Source organism: Streptomyces sp. NPDC001348, from assembly GCF_053597535.1.
In genome coordinates, this window is sequence record NZ_JBSFIK010000016.1 from 105405 (window position 1) to 124756 (window position 19352).

Annotated in this window: 17 protein-coding genes and 1 pseudogene; 11 read left to right on the forward strand and 7 right to left on the reverse strand. The window is 72.2% G+C overall.

Annotated features, from left to right (window positions below; genetic code table 11):
- Nucleotides 1–10: 10 nt before the first annotated feature.
- From ACWC21_RS18945 to ACWC21_RS18965, 5 genes are all read left to right on the forward strand, one after another.
- Nucleotides 11–952, forward strand: a complete 942-nt coding sequence (locus ACWC21_RS18945) for a Zn-ribbon domain-containing OB-fold protein (protein ID WP_450883168.1) — start codon at nt 11–13, stop codon at nt 950–952.
- Nucleotides 949–1998, forward strand: a complete 1050-nt coding sequence (locus tag ACWC21_RS18950) for a thiolase domain-containing protein (protein WP_450883170.1) — start codon at nt 949–951, stop codon at nt 1996–1998. The genes ACWC21_RS18945 and ACWC21_RS18950 overlap by 4 nt, the downstream gene beginning before the upstream one ends.
- Nucleotides 1995–3161 carry a thiolase domain-containing protein gene (locus ACWC21_RS18955; protein WP_450883172.1) on the forward strand — a complete coding sequence of 389 codons (1167 nt, stop codon included), beginning with the start codon at nt 1995–1997 and terminating at the stop codon, nt 3159–3161. Before ACWC21_RS18950 ends, ACWC21_RS18955 begins: the two co-directional genes overlap by 4 nt.
- 81 nt (nt 3162–3242) lie before the next feature.
- Nucleotides 3243–3485 carry a DUF397 domain-containing protein gene (locus ACWC21_RS18960; RefSeq protein WP_388790984.1) on the forward strand — a complete coding sequence of 81 codons (243 nt, stop codon included), beginning with the start codon at nt 3243–3245 and terminating at the stop codon, nt 3483–3485.
- Nucleotides 3486–3598: 113 nt separating this feature from the next.
- The gene (locus tag ACWC21_RS18965; protein ID WP_450883175.1) at nt 3599–4096 is read left to right on the forward strand and encodes a hypothetical protein; all 498 of its coding nucleotides are present in this window, start codon (nt 3599–3601) and stop codon (nt 4094–4096) included.
- A 5-nt stretch (nt 4097–4101) separates the two neighbouring features.
- Here ACWC21_RS18965 and ACWC21_RS18970 read toward each other — a convergent pair whose 3' ends face one another.
- Together ACWC21_RS18970 and ACWC21_RS18975 are read right to left on the reverse strand one after the other, a co-directional pair.
- Nucleotides 4102–6075 carry an N-acetylmuramoyl-L-alanine amidase gene (locus ACWC21_RS18970; RefSeq protein WP_450883177.1) on the reverse strand — a complete coding sequence of 658 codons (1974 nt, stop codon included), beginning with the start codon at nt 6073–6075 and terminating at the stop codon, nt 4102–4104.
- A 253-nt stretch (nt 6076–6328) separates the two neighbouring features.
- Nucleotides 6329–7486 (reverse strand): aminoglycoside phosphotransferase family protein, encoded by a 1158-nt coding sequence (locus ACWC21_RS18975; RefSeq protein ID WP_450883179.1) that lies wholly within the window; start codon nt 7484–7486, stop codon nt 6329–6331.
- 262 nt (nt 7487–7748) lie between these two features.
- Between ACWC21_RS18975 and ACWC21_RS18980 the strand changes: the two genes are divergently transcribed.
- Nucleotides 7749–9242, forward strand: a complete 1494-nt coding sequence (locus tag ACWC21_RS18980) for a DNA-binding protein NsdB (RefSeq protein ID WP_450883181.1) — start codon at nt 7749–7751, stop codon at nt 9240–9242.
- A gap of 12 nt (nt 9243–9254) precedes the next feature.
- On the opposite strand, the gene ACWC21_RS18985 is transcribed toward ACWC21_RS18980, so the two are convergent.
- Nucleotides 9255–10694, reverse strand: a complete 1440-nt coding sequence (locus tag ACWC21_RS18985; protein ID WP_450883183.1) for a PP2C family protein-serine/threonine phosphatase — start codon at nt 10692–10694, stop codon at nt 9255–9257.
- Between the two features lie 506 nt (nt 10695–11200).
- On the opposite strand from ACWC21_RS18985, the gene ACWC21_RS18990 reads away from it, so the two are divergent.
- Nucleotides 11201–11614, forward strand: coding sequence for an SsgA family sporulation/cell division regulator (locus tag ACWC21_RS18990; RefSeq protein WP_450883185.1), 414 nt, complete (start codon nt 11201–11203; stop codon nt 11612–11614).
- Nucleotides 11615–11703: 89 nt separating this feature from the next.
- Here the strand turns inward: ACWC21_RS18990 and ACWC21_RS18995 are convergent, their stop codons facing one another.
- Together ACWC21_RS18995 and ACWC21_RS19000 are read right to left on the reverse strand one after the other, a co-directional pair.
- Nucleotides 11704–12729 carry a Gfo/Idh/MocA family protein gene (locus ACWC21_RS18995; RefSeq protein ID WP_450883187.1) on the reverse strand — a complete coding sequence of 342 codons (1026 nt, stop codon included), beginning with the start codon at nt 12727–12729 and terminating at the stop codon, nt 11704–11706.
- 74 nt (nt 12730–12803) lie between these two features.
- Nucleotides 12804–13898 carry a baeRF3 domain-containing protein gene (locus ACWC21_RS19000; RefSeq protein ID WP_450883189.1) on the reverse strand — a complete coding sequence of 365 codons (1095 nt, stop codon included), beginning with the start codon at nt 13896–13898 and terminating at the stop codon, nt 12804–12806.
- A 183-nt stretch (nt 13899–14081) separates the two neighbouring features.
- On the opposite strand from ACWC21_RS19000, the gene ACWC21_RS19005 reads away from it, so the two are divergent.
- Nucleotides 14082–14861, forward strand: coding sequence for an alpha/beta hydrolase (locus ACWC21_RS19005; protein WP_450883191.1), 780 nt, complete (start codon nt 14082–14084; stop codon nt 14859–14861).
- 55 nt (nt 14862–14916) lie between these two features.
- Here ACWC21_RS19005 and ACWC21_RS19010 read toward each other — a convergent pair whose 3' ends face one another.
- Entirely contained in the window at nt 14917–16500 is a 1584-nt protein-coding gene (locus ACWC21_RS19010) for an alpha/beta hydrolase (protein ID WP_450883193.1), read from the reverse strand.
- Nucleotides 16501–16770: 270 nt separating this feature from the next.
- Between ACWC21_RS19010 and ACWC21_RS19015 the strand changes: the two genes are divergently transcribed.
- From ACWC21_RS19015 to ACWC21_RS19025, 3 genes and pseudogenes are all read left to right on the forward strand, one after another.
- On the forward strand, nt 16771–17472 hold the full coding sequence (locus ACWC21_RS19015) for a chaplin (RefSeq protein WP_450883194.1): 702 nt from the start codon (nt 16771–16773) through the stop codon (nt 17470–17472).
- A 251-nt stretch (nt 17473–17723) separates the two neighbouring features.
- On the forward strand, nt 17724–18578 hold the full coding sequence (locus ACWC21_RS19020; RefSeq protein ID WP_450883196.1) for a GNAT family N-acetyltransferase: 855 nt from the start codon (nt 17724–17726) through the stop codon (nt 18576–18578).
- Nucleotides 18579–18643: 65 nt separating this feature from the next.
- A pseudogene (locus tag ACWC21_RS19025) lies at nt 18644–18988 on the forward strand (GNAT family N-acetyltransferase); the annotation flags it as partial.
- 88 nt (nt 18989–19076) lie between these two features.
- Here the strand turns inward: ACWC21_RS19025 and ACWC21_RS19030 are convergent.
- A complete protein-coding gene (locus ACWC21_RS19030) occupies nt 19077–19340 on the reverse strand; it encodes a GlsB/YeaQ/YmgE family stress response membrane protein (RefSeq protein ID WP_450883198.1) in 264 nt (87 codons plus the stop codon).
- Nucleotides 19341–19352: the final 12 nt, after the last annotated feature.

Here is a 19352-nt window from a genome sequence, read left to right on the forward strand (position 1 = left end):
AGAGCCTTCCATGCCAGACGTCCTCAAAGCGCCCCTCGTCGTGGAGTTCCCCTTCACCCGCTCCCTCGGCCCCGTCCAGAGCGCCTTCCTGACCGGACTGCGCGAACGCCTCGTCCTGGGGGTGCGCACCGGTGACGGACGCGTCCTCGTCCCGCCCGTCGAGTACGACCCGGTGACCGCTGAAGAGATCCGCGACCTCGTCCATGTGGCCTCCACCGGCACGGTCACCACCTGGGCCTGGAACCACGAACCCCGCCGCGGCCAGCCCCTCACCACCCCCTTCGCCTGGGTGCTGGTCCGCCTCGACGGCACCGACACCGCCCTGCTGCACGCCCTCGACGCCCCCGGCCCCGACGCCGTGCACACCGGCATGCGGGTCCGGATCCGCTGGGCCGAGGAGCGCTCCGGCGCCATCACCGACATCGCCTGCTTCGAGCCGTACGACGGCGACGACACCGAAGTCACCGTTCACGCGGGCGACTTCGAGGAGCCGGTCACCGGCATCGTCGCCCACGCCCGCCTCGACTACACCTACTCGCCGGGCCGCGCCCAGTCCGCCTACATCAACGCCCTCTCCGGCCGGCGCACCTTCGGGGAGCGCTGCCCGTCCTGCCGCAAGGTGTACGTCCCGCCGAGGGGCGCCTGCCCCACCTGCGGGGTCGCCACCACCGAACAGGTCGAGGTCGGCCCCCGCGGCACGGTCACCACCTTCTGCATCGTCAACATCAAGGCGAAGAACCTCGACATCGAAGTGCCCTACGTCTACGCGCACATCGCCCTCGACGGCGCCGGCCTCCCCCTGCACGGCCGCATCGGCGGAATCCCCTACGACCAGGTGCGGATGGGCCTGCGGGTCGAACCGGTGTGGACCGAGGGGGCCCGCTACCCCGACCACTACCGGCCGACCGGCGAACCCGACGCGGACTACGAGACGTACAAGGAGCTGATATGACGCGGGACATCGCGGTCGTCGCCTTCGCACAGACCGACCACCGGCGCACCAGCGACGAGCTCTCCGAGGTGGAGATGCTCATGCCCGTGCTGCACGAGGTCCTGGACCGGACCGGGCTGAAGACCGCCGACATCGACTTCACCTGCTCCGGCTCCAGCGACTACCTCGCCGGCCGCGCCTTCTCCTTCACCCTCGCCCTCGACGGTGTGGGTGCCTGGCCGCCGATCTCCGAGTCCCACGTCGAGATGGACGGCGCGTGGGCGCTGTACGAGGCGTGGACCAAACTGCTCACCGGCGACGCCGACACCGCCCTCGTCTACTCGTACGGCAAGTCCTCGCCCGGCTCCGTGCGCGACGTGCTCACCCGGCAGCTCGACCCCTACTACGTCGCCCCGCTCTGGCCCGACTCCGTCGCCCTGGCCGCACTCCAGGCGCAGGCGCTCATCGACGCCGGGCAGACCGACGAGCCGGCGCTCGCCGCGATCGGGGCGCGCAGCCGGGCCGACGCCACCGCCAACCCGCACGCCCAGCTGAGGGGTTCGCTGCCGCAGGGCGACTACCTGGTACGGCCGCTGCGCACCGGCGACTGCCCGCCCATCGGGGACGGGGCAGCCGCCGTGATCCTGGCGGCCGGGGACCGGGCCCGCGAACTGTGTGCTCGGCCCGCCTGGATCCGGGGCATCGACCACCGCATCGAGGCCCACGCCCTCGGGGTGCGCGACCTGACCGACTCGCCGTCCGCCCGGCAGGCCGCCGAGAAGGCGGGGGCCTTCGAACGGCCCGTGGACACCGCGGAGTTGCACGCACCGTTCAGTTCCCAGGAAGTCGTACTGCGCAGGGCGCTGCGGCTCGACGACAGCGTCACCGTGAACCCCTCCGGAGGAGCCCTCGCCGCCAACCCGATCATGGCCGCCGGACTGATCCGCATCGGCGAGGCCGCCGCCCGCATCCACCGCGGCGCCAGTGACCGGGCGCTCGCCCACGCCACCTCCGGCCCCTGCCTGCAACAGAACCTGGTCGCCGTCCTCGAGGGGGATCCCCGATGAGCAAGGAGCCCGTGGCCGTCACAGGGATCGGCCAGACCAAGCACGTGGCGGCCCGCCGGGACGTGTCGATCGCCGGACTCGTCCGGGAGGCCGCCGGACGAGCCCTGGAGGACGCCGAGTTGACGTGGGCCGACATCGACGCCGTGGTCATCGGCAAGGCGCCCGACTTCTTCGAGGGCGTCATGATGCCCGAGCTGTACCTCGCCGACGCGCTCGGCGCGGTCGGCAAGCCGATGCTGCGGGTGCACACGGCCGGTTCCGTCGGCGGGTCGACCGCCCTGGTCGCCGCGAACCTGGTCGCCGCCCGGGTCCACGGCACCGTGCTCACCCTCGCCTTCGAGAAGCAGTCCGAGTCCAACGCCATGTGGGGGCTGTCCCTGCCCATCCCCTTCCAGCAGCCGCTGCTCGCGGGCGCGGGCGGCTTCTTCGCCCCGCACGTACGCGCCTACATGCGGCGCAGCGGAGCCCCCGACACGGTCGGCTCCCTGGTCGCCTACAAGGACCGGCGCAACGCGCTGAAGAACCCCTACGCCCACCTCCACGAGCACGACATCACCCTGCAGAAGGTCCAGGCCTCACCCATGCTGTGGGACCCGATCCGCTACTCCGAGACCTGCCCGTCCTCCGACGGCGCCTGCGCGATGGTGCTCACCGACCGGGCCGGCGCGGCCCGCGCGCCCCGGCCGCCCGCCTGGCTGCTCGGCGGCGCGATGCGCAGCGAGCCCACCCTGTTCGCCGGAAAGGACTTCGTCTCCCCGCAGGCCGGCAAGGACTGCGCCGCCGACGTCTACCGGCAGGCCGGCATCGCCGACCCGCGACGGGACATCGACGCCGTCGAGATGTACGTGCCGTTCTCCTGGTACGAGCCCATGTGGCTGGAGAACCTCGGCTTCGCCGACGAGGGCGAGGGCTGGAAACTCACCGAGTCCGGCGTGACCGAACTCGACGGGGACCTGCCCGTCAACATGTCGGGCGGCGTGCTGTCCACCAACCCGATCGGCGCCTCCGGGATGATCCGTTTCGCCGAGGCCGCCCTCCAGGTCCGCGGACAGGCCGGGGAACACCAGGTGGAGCGGGCCCGGAAGGTGCTCGGGCACGCCTACGGCGGCGGATCGCAGTTCTTCTCCATGTGGCTCGTGGGTTCCCGGCCGCCCGACTCCTGAAAGTCCCGCTCACGTGGCCTGTCGGCGGTCGTGACCGATCGATAGGCTGGCCGCGGACGACGAACCGGGAGGAGCACGGACGTGGCCGAGAGCACCACCCAGCAGAAGCCGCTCATGGGCTGGGACAAGCCGGAACTGGACCTCAGCAGCGCCGAGTGGCGGTCCAGCAGCCGAGGCCTGGGAGATGTCCAGATCGCCTTTGTCGAGGGATTCATCGCGATGCGCAACAGTGACCGCCCGGAGAGCCCTTCCCTGATCTTCACCCCCGCGGAGTGGGGCGCCTTCGTCTCCGGCGCCCGGGAGGGGGAGTTCGATCTCACCTAGGCCTGTCCTCGGGACAGGCCCAGTCGGCCGAACGGGACAGGCGGCGGCCGGAGGGGACGTATGAGACGCCGCCCACACGGCGCCGAACGCGTCCGGGCACGTACCATGGCCGCATGTCGTTCCTCCGCCGCCGCAGCGCCACTCCCGCCGGGCCCGACTTCGACGTACTGGCCATGGACCCGGGCGACTGGCCCGGCAACCTGGGCGCCGGACTGCTGCCCGCCCCCGACGGCAGCTGCCAGGGCGTCTTCCTGCGCTACGACCTGTTCGGCGGCCGAGGCCCGGCCATGATCATCGGCAACCTTCCGGAGGGCTCCCCGGCCCGTGAGGTCGCCGACGGCGAGATCCCCTTCGAGGTGGCCCAGCTGCTGCTGGCGCTGGAGAACGACGACGAGGTCACCGTCACCGGCACCGAGGACATGCCGGTGCTCCAGGGCGACAACCTGCTGATCGTGCGTCGGCTGAAGCTCTCCGAGAGCCGGATCTCCTGCGTGCAGTTCGACCGCAGCGACGGCGTCCTGGTCACCATCGCCGCCTGGGACCGCCCCATCACGGACGACCTGTACGCCCTGCTGAAGCCGCTCCCGGCGGAGCTGTTCCAGCAGGGCTGAACCGGCTATCCGGCGGACGGCTCCACCTTGACGTCGGCGGCGCGCACGAATTCCACCCGGTGGCCGAACTGGATCTCGTAGTACAGGTCCTTGCCGACCACGACCCGGTGCGAGTCCGTGGTGAAGGTGACCGAGTAGAAGTACTCGCCGGGCAGCACGTCACCGACCACGTACCGCTGCCCCGCCGGCAGGGTGTACGGCAGCGGTGACACCGACTGGACCGGCACCCCCGCCGGGTACGCCTCCTTCTCCGGGTACGCGCGGCCGTACACCGGCACGCTCTCCACACCCTCCTTCGGCGTGACGACCAGACCGGCGGCGTTCACCGCCGTCGGCTCGTACCGCGGGTTGCGGAACCAGGCCTTCTGCCCCAGGTACCAGATCGCCGTCCAGTCGCCCCAGCTGTCGGCCACCGCGAACTGCTGGCCGGTCGACACCCGCGAGGACAGGTCGTTCACCCCGGTGGTCGGCTGCGTACCCAGGCCGACGTCCTTGATCAGGGCGGAGTTCTCGTCATGGTCGGAGTACAGCCGCACCTCGCTCGAGCCGTGCGCCGGGCACGGCTCGCCCTTGGTGACGCAGCCCGTGTACACCGGCTGGTTCGCCGTGTAGTCCGGCCGGATCGTCACCAGTCCGCCCCTCTTGCCCGCGGTGCGGTGGAGGGGGCGTCCGAGCAGCTCGAAGTAGTGCCGCCAGTCCCAGTAAGGTCCCGGGTCGGTGTGCATGCCGGGGATGTAGGACGCGGTCGGACCCGGCACGGTGTCGTGGCCGAGGATGTGCTGCCGGTCCAGGGGGATGCCGTACCGCTTCGACAGGTACCTCACCAGCCGGGCCGAGGACCGGTACATCGCCTCCGTGTACCAGGCGTCCGGCGCGGCGAGGAAGCCCTCGTGCTCGATGCCGACCGACTTGGCGTTCACGTACCAGTTGCCCGCGTGCCAGGCCACGTCCTTCGCCTTCACGTGCTGGGCGATCAGACCGTCGGTGGAGCGGATGGTGTAGTTCCAGGACACGTAGGTGGGATCCTGGACCAGGTTCAGGACCCCGTCCCATGCGCCCTCGGTGTCATGGATGACGATGTACCTGATGCTCTGCGACCCCGGGCGGTCGCCCAGGTCGTGGTTGCCGTAGTCGTTGTCCCCGAACTCGGCGTACGGCGCCGGGACCCACTCGCACGACACCTTCCTCGGACACTCCGTGCCGTCGTCGGGGACCGTGCGCAGCCCCGTCCGCTCCAGTTGGGCGGTGTCCGGGTTCAGCCGCGGCCGGGCGGCCAGGGCGACCGACTCGCCCGTGTCGGTGGTGCGCCGCTCACCGGTGCGCAGCACGTCGTAGACGTCGTTCGCGTACGCCGCCGCCGTCGCGTGGTCGTCGGCTCCGGAGAAACGGGCCACCGCGCCGTACCAGTCGGCCGGATCCGGGCTCAGCGGCTCGCCCAGGTCCTTCTGGGCGGCGGCGAGCAGGGCGGCACCGCCGGCCACGTTGGCCGCCGGGTCGGTGCGCAGCTTCCCGGCGGGGATGCCGGTCAGACGGGCCGCCTTCGGCAGCGTCTCCAGACGGGCGGGCGGCGAAGCGGAGCCTGCCGGGCCCCGCGGCGTGGGGTGCAGGGCCGCGCGGGCGGCGTCGCCGCGGGGGTCCTCGGTGCCCTGGGCGAGGTGCTCGGTCGTGGCCAGCGCGGTGCGCGCGTCGGTGAGGTGCATCGGGCCGTAGCCGCCGGTGACGCTCGGCGCTCCGGCGTGCGCGTCCCAGCGGGACTGCAGATAGGAGACGGCCAGCAGGACGCTCTGCGGAACCTGGTACTCGGTCGCGGCGGAGGCGAACGCGCGCTGCAACACACCGGTGGCGGACTGCGTGGCGCTCTGCGACGGGGCCGCGCCCAGCAACGGGATCAGAAGGGCGGCGGAGGAGGCGGCCACGGCCGTCCTTCGCCTGTGTCTGCTGCCGGCGGTGGGCGTCTGGTCGGGGGCGGATCCTCGCAAAGCGGCCTCCTGGGACGGACGGGCGTGCGGGGCCGAACGGTGGGTCAGTGGTACCCGCTGGCCGACGATCCGTCAATCATGCCCGGGAAAGGGGAATTTCCCATGTCAGGCAGGCTCGCGAGGGTTTCGTGGCGGAGGCCCGCGGGCCTGCGTGGCGTCAGTGGAGTACACCAATGCCCGTCTCGCGGGTCCCGGCACGGCAAGGTCCGCGGTGCGCCGCCGCTCATGGCGCACCGCGGAGCCCGTGCCCCCGTCAGCGAGTGCCGACCGCCGCGCGTACCGCCCTGCGGGCGAGCTGGCAGTCGTCGTGCAGCCGCCTGAGCAGCAGCCGCTGTTCCTCGCCGGACGGCGCGGCGCCCGGGTGGACCGCGCCCGGGTGGGCCATGCCCGGTGCCGCCGGGGGCGTGTCGTGCATCGAGCGCTGTACGGCCGTCTCGTACGTACGGATCTCACGCGTCAGGACCAGCATCAGGTTCACCAGGAAGGCGTCCCGCGAGGCGGGACCCGCCGACTGGGCGAGCTGGCTGATCTGCCGCCGGGCCGCCGGCGCGTCACCGAGGACCGACCACAGCACCGCCAGGTCGTACCCCGGCAGGTACCAGCCGGCGTGGTCCCAGTCCACCAGCACTGGACCGGCCGGTGACAGGAGGATGTTCGACAGCAGCGCGTCGCCGTGGCAGAACTGCCACATGCCCTGGCGGCCCGCCGCGTGCGCGATGCCGTGCATGAGCTTCTGCAGGTCGCCCAGGTCGCGGTCGGTGAGCAGCCCCAGCTCGTGGTACCGGGTGATGCGAGCCGCGTACTCCAGGGGCCGGTCGAAGGTGCCCGCCGGGGGCCGCCAGGCGTTCAGCCGGCAGATCGCGGCGAGCGCCGCCCGGATGTCCGCCCGGGGCGGGGCCTCCACCGGGTGCCGCTGGAGGGCCGCCACCCGGCCGGGCATCCGCTCGATGACCAGGGTGCAGTTGTCCGGATCCGCCGCGATCAGTCTCGGCACCCGGATCGGCGGCCGATGCCGGACGAACGAGCGGTATGCGGCTATTTCGTGCTTGCTCCGCTCCGCCCAGGCGGGGGAGTGGTCCAGGAGGCACTTGGCGACGGCCGTGCTCCGCCCCGTCGTGCCGACGAGGAGCACGGACCGACCGCTGCGGCGCAGCACCTGCACCGGAGCGAACTCCGGGCAGATCCGGTGCACCGAGGCGATCGCGGTGCGCAACTGTGCCCCCTGGGGGCCGGACAAGTCGAGTCTCCCGCTGAGCGGTTGAGTGCCGGGCCCGCCGGCGCGCCGCGGCCGGCCGACACCGAGCACGGGTGGCCCTGGTCGCGCCGCGGGGTCCAGATAGGGGCCGCTGCCCGCCGGGCGGGCACGCAGCGGCCTGGGCGGGGCGGACACGGAGGACGATGCTGCGTACATGGGCGGAAACAGATCCCTTCGTGTGCCTGCGGTGCCTGCCTTGGTGACGCCTCGCGCACAACCCGGCCCGGTCGCCCGGGTGCATCCTGGGGAATGCTCCCGTCATATGAACCGGCGAACCGGGTCGGGGTGGCGCGTTCCTACCTGACACCCGGTGACCAGTGGCACACCATCTGGCGCACCCTGGCGAACCCTGGCGAATAGTCGCCCGGCAACCACCACGGGGCTACTGTCAAGTCAGCCGAGAACCTGGGGGCTTGACGTGAGCGGAGTACCCAACACCCGCCTGGCGGACCTGTTCGGCCTGGCCGGCTGGTCCAAGGGCGAACTCGCGAGGCTGGTCAACAAGCAGGCGGCGGCCATGGGCCACCCCCAGCTGGCGACCGACACCTCCCGGGTGCGGCGGTGGATCGACACGGGGGAGATCCCGCGCGATCCGGTGCCGCGGGTGCTGGCGGCTCTGTTCACCGAGCGTCTCGGCCGTGTCGTGACCATCGAGGACCTCGGTCTGGTACGGCACGGGCGTGCGGGGAAACGGCAGGGCGGCGGGAATGTGGAACATCCCGACGGTGTGCCGTGGGCGCCCGAACGGACCGCCGCGGTCCTCACCGAATTCACGGGAATGGACCTCATGCTCAACCGACGCGGCTTGGTGGGCGCGGGTGCCGCGCTCGCCGCCGGATCCGCACTCAGCAGCGCCATGCACGACTGGCTGCACACCGATCCGACCCTGAGGGCCGACGCCCCTGTCCTCGACGACCCCCTGCACGCCGATCCCGCCGGGTTCGACCGCTACGAGGCCGCCCCCATCGGGTCTCAGGAGATCGAGGAACTGGAGCGCTCGGTGGAAGTGTTCCGGGCCTGGGACGCGGCCCGCGGCGGCGGGCTGCAGCGGAAGGCGGTGGTCGGCCAGCTCAACGAGGTGGGCGGCATGCTCGCCTACCGGCACCCCGACCACCTCCAGCGGCGCCTGTGGGGCGTCGCCGCCAACCTCGCCGTACTCGCCGGCTGGATGTCCCACGACGTCGGCCTGGAACCCACGGCCCAGAAGTACTTCGTCATCGCCGCCCACGCCGCGAGAGAGGGCGGTGACCGGCCGCGCGCCGGGGAGGCGCTCTCCCGGGCGGCTCGCCAGATGGTGCACCTCGGCCGGCCCGACGACGCACTCGACCTGATGAAACTCGCCCGGTCCGGCTCCGGCGACGAGGTGCTGCCCCGTACCAGGGCGATGCTCTACACGATCGAGGCCTGGGCCCAGGCGTCCATGGGCAGGGGCCAGGCGATGCGCCGCACCCTCGGCCAGGCGGAGGACCTCTTCGTCTCCGACAAGGGCGACGTGCCGCCGCCGAGCTGGATGCAGATGTTCAAGGAGGAGGACCTGTACGGCATGCAGGCCCTGGCCTACCGCACCCTGGCCGAGCACGACCCGAACGCGGCCGGGCACGCCCAGCACTACGCGGAGAAGGCCCTGGCCCTCAGGGTCGACGGACGCCAGCGGTCGAAGATCTTCGACTTTCTGTCCATGGCCTCCGCCTGCTTCATCGCCGACGACCCCGAACAGGCGGACCGCTACGCACGCCTGGCCCTGATGTCGATGGGGTCGAACTCGTCCCACCGAACCTGGGACCGGCTGCGTCAGATGTACCGGCTGACCGCCGAGTACGCGAGCTATCCGAAGATCAACGAGCTGCGGGAGGAGATCAGGCTGGCCCTGCCGAAGACCAAGGGCCAGAGCGTCCGCACCGCACCGGCCTAGGCCTGCCTTCCCTTACCCGCTCACCTTGGCGATGAGCACGCAGGCGTCGTTCTGCCGCTCGGTCTCGCCGAACTCCTCCACCACCGTGCGCAGGCATTCCTGGGCGGTCCGCGCCGTGCCGAAGCGCGGGCCCAGGTCCAGGAGGCGTTCCACGGCTGTCGCCTCCTCCCACCGGCCGGGCACGAGTCCGTCCGTGTGCAACAGAAGCAGGTCGCCGGGCTCCAGGATCACTTCGGCCTGCCCGTAGTCGGCTCCGCCGGTCGCGCCGAGCAGGACCCCGTCGGGCGGATCCAGTTCGCGCCCCGTCCCGCCGCGGAACAGCAGCGGGGCGGGGTGGCCTGCCTGCGCCCACACCAGGGTGCGGGTGGCGGGCCGGTAGCGGCAGCAGACGGCGCTGCCGAGGGCCGGTTGCACCGTGGCGTCCAGTAACTGGTTCAGCAAGGCCATCAGTTGTCCGGGCTGGGCACCTGCCATCGCCATGCCGCGCACTGCCCCCAGCAGCATCGTCATCCCGGAGGTGACGGCGACGCCGTGCCCGGTCAGGCCGCCGACGCTGAGCAACGTCTCGCCGTCGGCGAGTTCGAGCGCGTCGTACCAGTCGCCGCCGATCAGCGAGCCCGTCGCGGAGGCCAGGTGGCGCGCCGCGAGGTCGAGTGTCTCCGGCCCGCCGCGCGGGAGCCGCAGGGAGTCGCGCCACGGCGGCAGCACCGCCTCCTGCAGTTCGGTCGCGAGCCGGCGCTCGACCCGTGCCCTTTCCTGGTGGCGGTGCAGGGAGTCGCGGGTCTCGCACACCTCCCGCTGGCTGCGGCGCAGTGAACTGACGTCCCGCAGCACGGCCCACATCGAGGCGGTACCGCCGTCGGCGTCGAGCACGGGCTCACCCATCATGTGCACGGTCCGGACGGATCCGTCGGGGCGTAGGACGCGGAACTCCCCGTCGATCGGTTTGGCGTCGACGAGGCAGTCCGTCACCATCGCCGTCAGTTTCCGGCGGTCCTCGTCGAGGACCAGCGACGGCAGTTCGTCCAGCGTGAGTGCGGGGGCGGCGGGGTCGCGGCCGAGGATCTGGTAGAGCTCTCCCGACCAACTGGCCTCGTCCGTCAGCAGGTCCCACTCGGCACTGCCGACCCGGCTCAGCAGCGAGCCGCTCGGGGTGCCGTCCGCGGTCACGGGAGGGGCGGTGGAACCGGCCGGGCCGGGCGCGGCCGGAGCGGGCGCCGGGCCGTCCCGGAGCTGTGCCAAGTGCCCGTCGAGGTCGCTCAGTTGGTGCAGTGCGAGGTCGCAGAGGGCGCGGTGCCACCGCTCCTGCGGGTCCGAACCGTCCGCCGGAGCGTTCCGTCGCACCGCGTCCATGTCGCCCTTGAGCCGCCGGGCCTGCGAGATGAGCGCGTCGACCGAGCCACGGCCGGGCGGCTGGGCGGCTGGACGGTCCGCGGAGAGAGGGGACGGCATGACGCACTCCGATGCGGGGATGGTACGGCCAGGGCCGGCGGAAGGACCGTTACGACTGTTGCACAGCCCGCGACGCGCTGTAAGGGATTTGGCAACACACGATACGGTGGTGCTTCTGGCATATGCCAGAGTCTTTGAAGTGTGGCTGACCGGCCCGGATGGCGTAGGCGGGCGGTTGCTCAAGTCGTAGAGTGCGTACGTGACTTGACCGACCGAAGGGGCTCTTGGCGTAGCGCTCCGGGTGAGTGTTCGACGTGTCTGTGTTCTATGGTGCCGCGTCGACGGGGCCGTACCCGGCCAAGGGCATCGGGTGCGAATGGGGCGCGCGGGGGCGGCCGTGGCGTGCAGGGGTGGTGACGGCGGCTGGAACCGCCGGTCGCGGAAGGGCCCGCGCCCCCGGAGGGTGTGGCGGGAATTCTCCCGCTCCCCCGCGCGGCGTGATGCAGGTCACACGAAATCGGCCCCGGATTCCCGTAATGCGAGAGGCTCCTCGGAGTCCTAAGAGCATGGACCTCACCTTCACGCAGCCCGTCCGCGCGCGTCTGATCACCGCCGGGGACCGCACGGTCCCCGTGACCGCCACGCTCCGGTACACCACCGAGGATCCCCTCGCCGTGTTCATCGACTTTCCGCCCGGGGCCACCCTGGACGGGGAAGGCGCCACCTGGACCTTCGCACGCTCCCTGCTGGACGAGGGGCTGACCGCACCCGCCGGACGCGGGGACGTGCGGGTGTGGCCCTGCGGCCGGGGGAGCACGGTCCTGGAGCTGCACTCGCCGTACGGCGCCGCCCTGCTGCAGTTCGGCACGTCGGCGCTGCGTCGGTTCCTGCTGCGCAGCTATGCCGCGGTGGCGGCCGGAGGGGAGGACGTCGAGGCAGTCGTCGACCGCGGGCTGAGCGCCCTGTTCGGCGGCGTCTGACCGTACGCGGGCGGGGGTGCGGACGCGGGCCACCTTGGCGGGTGGTCACCTCCGCCGCGTCACGCCGGTGAAGTTCACGACCGCCTCCGTCAGCGGCCGGCCTCCGGGTACAGATCCGGGCGCGGGGCCGGCTCCACGGTCACCCGACGGCCACTGCGCAGGGCGTCGACCCCCGCCTCGGCGACTACCGAGGCGGCGTAGCCGTCCCAGGCGCTCGGGCCGGTGACCCGGCCCCGCCGGGTGGCGTCCACCCAGGTCTGCACCTCGCGGTCGTAGGCCTCCGCGAACCGTACGAGGTAGTCCTGCGCCACGTCCTCGCGGGCGCCGCCCCGCGTGGTGACGGCCATGGTGCGCTCCTCGCCGATCCGCGCACTGCCCGACTCGCAGACCGCCTCGCAGCGCACCTGGTAGCCGAAGCCGCAGTTGACGAAGACCTCCACGTCGATCAGGGCGCCGCCGTCGGTCTCGAAGAGCACGAACTGCGGATCGGCCAGCCCCTCGGGGGCGCCCGCCGAGGGCGCCGGCCGCAGCACGGTCACCGCGGTCGGCTCCTGGCCGAGCAGCCAGCGGGCCGCGTCGATCTCGTGCGACACGGAGCTGTTGATCAGCATGGCGCTGGTGAAGCCCGGCGGGGAGGAGACGTTGCGGTGCGTGCAGTGCAGCATCAGCGGCCGGCCCAGACGCCCGCTGTCCAGCAGGGCCTTCAGTCGCCGGTACTCGGCGTCGTAGCGCCGCATGAAGCCGATCTGTGCCAGCCGCCGCCCGAGCCGCGCCTCCGCCTCCACCACGCGCAGCGCCCCCGCGGAGTCCGGCACCATGGGCTTCTCGCACAGCACGGGCAGGCCACGGGCGAACGCCGCGAGCAGCGCCTCCTCGTGGGCGGGGCCGGGAGAGGCGATCAGCGCGGCCTCCACTCCGGGTGCGTCGAGCGCGGCCACCACGTCCGTGTGCACGGAGACCTCGTCCAGGCCGGCCGCCGCCGACTCGGCCCGTCCGCTGTCCGGGTCGGCCACGGCGGCGACCCCGGCCCCGCTGATCACACGATCGAGGCGCCGTACGTGGTCGGCGCCCATGTGCCCCGCACCCAGTACGGCCACGCCCAGCAGGTCACCCACGTGCGCTCTCCCTGTTCGCCGACGATCACGCCGTAGCGTAGACGCGGGCGCGGGCGCAGGGCGGGCCCGGCCGGTCAGTAGCGCAGCACTCCCGCGATGCCGCTCGCGTCGCCCAGGGCGCCGTCCGGGACGAAGCGGACGTCGGCGCCGGTCTCCAGGCACTGCTCGACGATCTCGTCCACGATGTCCTCGCGGGCCCCGGCCTCGCCGCTCACGGCCGGCACGAGGTGGTCGCCGGGCTCGTCGCGGACCGCCACACGGTAGTTCTCCTCCACGGCCAGCAGGCGTACGCGGCCCTCCCGGGCGCTGTGCCAGACCTCGTCGACGCCGGCCGCGAAGGTGCGGTGACCGCGTGCCGAGTCCAGCTCCCGGGCCACCGCGGCGGTTTCCCGTCTCGCCTGGGCGTCGTGCACCGGCTTCACCGCCTGCCACACCGCCTCCGCGCCGGCGTGCCCGAGGCCGCCGTGCCGCACGTGGACCGCGCCCCTGGCGCCGCCGACCTCGTCCAGCAGGGACAGTGCCGCCTGCTCACCGGCGACGTACAGCGGGCGGGGCTGTTCGCGCAGGACCTCGGCCATCGCGGTGGCCGCCTCGCGCACGAAGTGGCGGGTGCCCTCGTCGCGGAAGGTGCTCGGCATGTCGCCGATCCGCTCCTGCCGCTCCGCGTCGAAGTTCTCGCGGCCACGGGTCAGGGGGAACCCGTCGGAGTGGTCCTCCACGACCCGGTCGCCGCCGCCGCTCCACAGCCTGACGCTGTCCGCGGCGACCGACAGCACCCAGAAGGGCCGCTCGGCGGCCCGGGCGGAGACGAGGTTGCGGGTCAGGAAGGTGTCCGAGAGCACCACCCGCTCGGGCACCTCCCGGGCGAGCGACCACACCTGGTGCTCACCCGGCGCGGCGAAGATCACCAGGCCGTCCTCGGCGTGCGACAGGTCGACCTCGGCGAGGGCGCGGTCGAGCTGCGCGACGACCTCGGTCCGCCGCTCACGGGTGACCTCCGGGTCCGTCTCCAGTTGCTTCTTGGCCTCGGCCATCACATTGCGCAGCCTGACCGGATCCTGGGCGTTGTAGGGCTCGCGCCGGTGGGTCGGCGTCAGCACGGAGACCGCCGGGTAAGGGCGTGGACGGCGCAGTTCGGCGAGGGTCGCGGGACTGAGTGCGTGCTCCATGACGACACCATAGGACTGAATCGCTTGTCGGGCATTCGGGGTAATCGGCGCGATCGGGGCGTGATGCGCGGTCGGGTGAGCGGTGGTACACCCGGACCGGATCTCCTCGCCGGCAGCGGTGACGCCGGACCCGGCGGCCCGTTACCGTACCGGTCAGTAACCGACCGCACCCCAGGAGACGCCATGCCACAGCTCGAGGTCGACGGCGCAGCGCTGACGTACGACGACGAAGGCCCCCGCGACGGCGACGGCGTACCCCTGGTGTTCGTGCACGGCTGGACCGCCGACCGGCACCGCTGGGACCACCAGATCGCGCACTTCGCCGAGAAGCGGCGGGTCGTCCGCCTCGATCTGCGCGGGCACGGGGAGAGCACCGGGGCCGGGGTGCCCACGATCGAGGAACTGGCCCGTGACGTCCTCGCCCTCCTCGACCATCTGGAGGTCGAGAGCTGTGTGCTGGTCGGTCACTCGATGGGCGGGATGATCTCGCAGACCATCGCCCTCTCCCACCCCGAACGGGTCGAGCGCCTGGTCCTGGTCGGTTCCATCAGCCGGATGGCCTTCAGCAGGGGGCGGGGCCTGCTGATGGCCGCCTCGACCCTCGTGCCGTTCAAGCTGTTCGTCGCCGCCAACATCCAGCGGGCCTTCGCCCCCGGGTACCCGCGAGAGCGGATCAGGGAGTACGTCCGGGCCTCGGCGGCGACCCCGCGCGAAGTGGTCATGACGCTCTACGGCGCCATGCGCGCCTTCGACGTACTCGACCGGGTCGGCGAGATCCGTACACCCACCCTGCTGGTGCACGGCTACCACGACATCCAGCTGCCGGTGAAGCAGATGCTGCGGATGGCGACGGCCTACCCGGACGCGGTGATCCGCATCATCGACGCGGGCCACGAACTGCCGGTGGAGAAGCCGGCCGAACTGACCGCCGCACTGGACCGGTTCGTCAGTCCCGCGGCCTGAGGGCCTGGGGCTGAGGGCCTGAGTGTCTGAGTGTCTGAGGGCCTGGGGGCAACGCTCAGCCGACCCCCGGCTCCCGGTCCGCCCCGCAGGAGCTGCCGCTGGCCGGCAGGTCGCCGTACAGCAGGAAGTCGTCGACCTTGCGGTGCACGCACGTGGAGGAGGAGTAACCGGTGTGCCCCTCGCCCTTGTTGTCCAGCACGACGGCCGACGGGCCGAGCCGCGCGGCCGTCTCCACGGTCCAGCGGTACGGCGTCGCGGGATCGCCCCGGGTCCCGACCAGGAGCATCTTCGACGTGTGGACGTCCTTGACCCGGTCGCGGACGAAGTCGGTGCCCCTGGGCCGTCCGTAACACATCACCAGTTGGGTGAGCCGGTACCGGCCGAAGACCGGCGACGCCTGCTCGTACTGCTCCCGCAGCTCCCGCAGTTGCCTGGCGAGTTGCCCGGCGGCGGGACGGTCGGGGTCGTCCGCGCAGTTGACCGCCATCAGGGCGGCCGGGAGGTTGTCCGGCGGGACCTCGTCCTCGTCGACGAGCCCGCCGTCCCCGGTGCGTACGGAGGAGGGCGCCATGCCCCCGGCGGCGAAACTCTCGACCCCGCGTGTGTCTCCGTCCTCCACCAGCGAGGCGAGGGACCGCTCCAGCAGGGGCCACAGCTGTCTGCTGTACAGCGCCTGCCCGATCGCGCCGACGAGGTCCTGGCCGGAGAACCGGTCTCCGAAGTCCGTGGGCACCGGGTCCTCGTCCAGTGAGTGCACCAGTTGGACGGTCCGCTCCCCGGCCGCGCGACGGTCGTCACCGAAGGGGCAGGCTATGTCGGTGACGCACCAGTCCAGGAAGTCGTCCAGCGCCGTCTGCTGCCCCACGGCCCCCGCCAGGCCCTGCTCGGCCAGCGGTTCGGTGAGTGTGTCCACGCCGTCCAGCGCCAGCCGGCCCACCTTGCCGGGGAACTGCGCGGCGTACACGGCGCCAAGCCGGGTCCCGTAGGAGAACCCCAGGTAGTTGAGCTTTTCGTCGCCGAGTGCCTGCCGCATGACGTCGAGGTCCCGGGCGACGTTGACGGTGCCGATGTACGGCAGGACCGGGCCGGAGTGCGCGGTGCACTCGGCGGCGGCCTTGCGCACCTGCTCGAGAACGGCCTTCGGGTCGCCGGCATCCGCGCCGTCCTCGGTGGCGGCGGCGACCCGGTCGGTTCCGTCGCCGCAGCTGACGGGGGAGGACCGGCCGACACCGCGCGGATCGAAGGTGACCACGTCGTATCCGTTGGTCAGGCCCATGAAATCCTTGCCGTCGAGGGCGAGTTCGCGTATGCCCGCGCCGCCGGGCCCGCCGAAGTTGAGCAGCACGGAGCCGCGCGAGCGGCCCGTGGCCCGGTAGCGGGCCAGCGCCACGTCCAGGGTCCCCGCGCCGGGGCGGGCGTAGTCGAGCGGAACGGTGACCTTGCCGCACTGCAGGTCCTCGGGCATCTCCGAGCCTTTGCATGCCGACCATGTGATCTTCTGACGGTAGAAGGGGGACAGGTCGGGCTGAGGCCGGGAGGTGTCGGCGGCGGGCAGCCCCGCCCCCAGCAGGGCCAGCGCGACGGCTCCGACGCCGGTGCAGCGCCGGACGGCGGGCCGGGTGGACAGCTTCGCCAGCATCGATGCCTCCAGGGACCCCCGTTGTGGACCGGGACGGCGTCTCCCGCTCACCATAAGCGGGCCCCGGAAGGTACGCCTCCGGGCGGGCGTGACGACCTGCGGTGACGTATCCTGCGCACTCTGTGTTGGCTTTGCGTCACTTTGTGTACGGTCCGATGATGTGCCACTCGATGGGGTGAATGGCCGATAAGCCATAACTCGCACTGGTTCACCTGCGTTTAGTCCGGTGCGGGCGAGTGCTCGCGAGCATGTCTGGAAGGCAGGCAACCTATGAGACGGGTAACCCGAAACGGTGTGATCGCCATCGCCGCCGTATCCGGTGCGATGGCCGTGACGATGCCGGTGTGCGCCGCCTTCGCGGCGGACGGCGCTTCCGCCGACGGTTCATCGGCCGACTCGCCGGGGCTGGTCTCCGGCAACACCGTCCAAGTGCCGGTGCACGTGCCGGTCAACGTGTGCGGGAACACCGTGAACGTGGTGGGGCTGCTCAATCGTGCCGTCGGCGGCACCTGTGCCAACACCGGTCACACCGAGGGGTCCGGAACCGCGGCGTCCGGCACCGCGGCCTCGGGTGGCGCCTCCGCACGAGGCGGCGGGCAGGACTCCGAGGGCGCACTGTCCGGCAACGGGGTCCAGGTCCCCGTCGACCTCCCGGTGAACGTCAGCGGCAACAGCGTGAACGGTGTCGGCGTCGGCAACTCGACCGAGGACAACGGGTCGGTGAACGACCCCGGCGACCAGTCCACGCAGTCGGCGAACCCCACCACGCCGAGGACCGCGGCCCCCCGGCCGACCACACAGGCCAAGGCCCACCCCGGCACCACCGCGCCCCGCTCCGAGGCGTCGCAGGGGCTGTCCAGTCTGGCCCACACGGGAACGGACGAGATCGCGCCCGCCGCCGCCGCGAGCGCCGCGCTCGTGGTGGCCGGCGCGGTCCTCTACCGCCGCTTCCGCTCCGGCCCGGTGCGCTGACCACGGTCGCGTCTCCCGCCGGGTGCCCCACCGGATTCCGGCCGGTGGGGCCTGGTCGTCCGTGGCGGCAGGAACTCCCCTGCCGCCACGGCGGCCATGCACCGCGGGGTGTCGGGACGGGCCAACGGCTCGATCCGTCGTAGCGGATCCACGGATGATCGGGAAGGATGCTGCGGACGTGATCGATCACCGCGCCGCCCGGCACCGACCACGGCCACGACACTCCCGACGCCACGGAATGGAGCGCACCGATGACCCCTCCGGCCTCCCAGGACCTCGTCATCACGCAGGCCACCCTCGAGGACTGGCCGGTGATCAGCGGGTGGGCGGCGGACGAGGGCTGGAACCCCGGGCTGTCCGACGGGCCGGCGTTCTTCGCGCAGGACCCCGAGGGCTTCTTCCTGGGCCGGATCGACGGCGAACCGGTGTCGGCCGTCTCGGTCGTCAACCACGGCGCCGACTACGCGTTCCTGGGCTGCTATCTGGTCCGCCCGGACCTGCGCGGCCGCGGCCACGGCATCACCACCTGGAAGACCGCCCTGGCGCATGCCGGGAACCGTACCGTCGGCCTGGACGGAGTGGTCGCCCAGCAGGACAACTACCGCCAGTCCGGCTTCGAACTCGCCCACCGCACCATACGGTTCGCCGGCCCCGCGCCCGAGGCCGAAGTACCCGCGGGCGTCCGCCCGGCCGGCCCCGCGGACCTGGCGGCCATCACCGCCTACGACAGCGCCTGCCACCCGGCGGACCGCCCCCGCTTCCTGGCCCCATGGGTCACCGCTCCCGGGCACCGGACCATGGTCCGTCACGACGGCGACCGCCTCACCGGCTACGGCGTGATCCGCCCGGCGCACGACGGCCTGCGCATCGGCCCCCTCTTCGCCGACGCCCCCGCCGACGCCCGCGCCCTGTTCACCGCCCTCATCGCGGAGGCGGCGGGCACCGGGATCGCCCTCGACGTGCCGGAGACGAACGCGGCGGGCGTCGCCCTGGCCGAGTCGGCGGGCCTCGCCCCGTCCTTCGAGACGGCTCGCATGTACACGGGCCCGGTACGGGAGTACGCCCATGAGCGGGTGTTCGGGGTCACCACGCTCGAACTGGGCTGACTTCACGGGGGTGCCGCCGCGTCATCCTGTTGCGCCGACCCTGGACGGATGTTGCAGTGAGGTGTATGGATCACGCCGCGGTCCTCACCCTCTGCGACCGGGACACGCGGGCGGGCGCACAGCCGGACGACCCCGGCGCCCGCATCGAGTGCACCGGCACCGTGACGCGCCAGGTCGCCGACGCCCACGGCTGGAACGGTGTCCTGTGGTCCGGTCTCGACGACACGACCGCGAACACGCTGATCGCCGACCAGATCGCGTACTTCACCGGCCTGGGCCGCGGCTTCGAGCGGAAGCTCCACGGCCACGACCTCCCGGCGGGCCTCGGCTCCCGGCTCACGGCCGCCGGGTTCACGCGCGAGCCCGAGGAGACCTTGACGGTCGCCGGAACGGCGGAGCCGACGCTCGAGCGTACGGGTTTCCGTCCGCTGACCAGGACGACCCCCTATGTGTACGGGGTACGGAACCGCTCTCTCACGCCCCGGCGGCCGGCCGCCGTCAGTGGCGCACCCTCGACCGGTCGAGCGCGGCGACGCCCAGTGCCGCCAGGCCGATCTGGATGAGCCACTCGATCCAGTCGACCCCCTTGGTGTCGGCCACGCCGAACCCGGCGGCGATCGCCGAACCCAGCAGGGCGGCCACGATGCCGACCAGGATCGTCCAGAGGATGCCTATGTGCTGCCGTCCCGGGACGGCCAGGCGGCCCAGCACTCCGATGATGATGCCGATGACGATGGCGCTGATGACTCCTGAGATCTCCATCTCCGCCCTCTT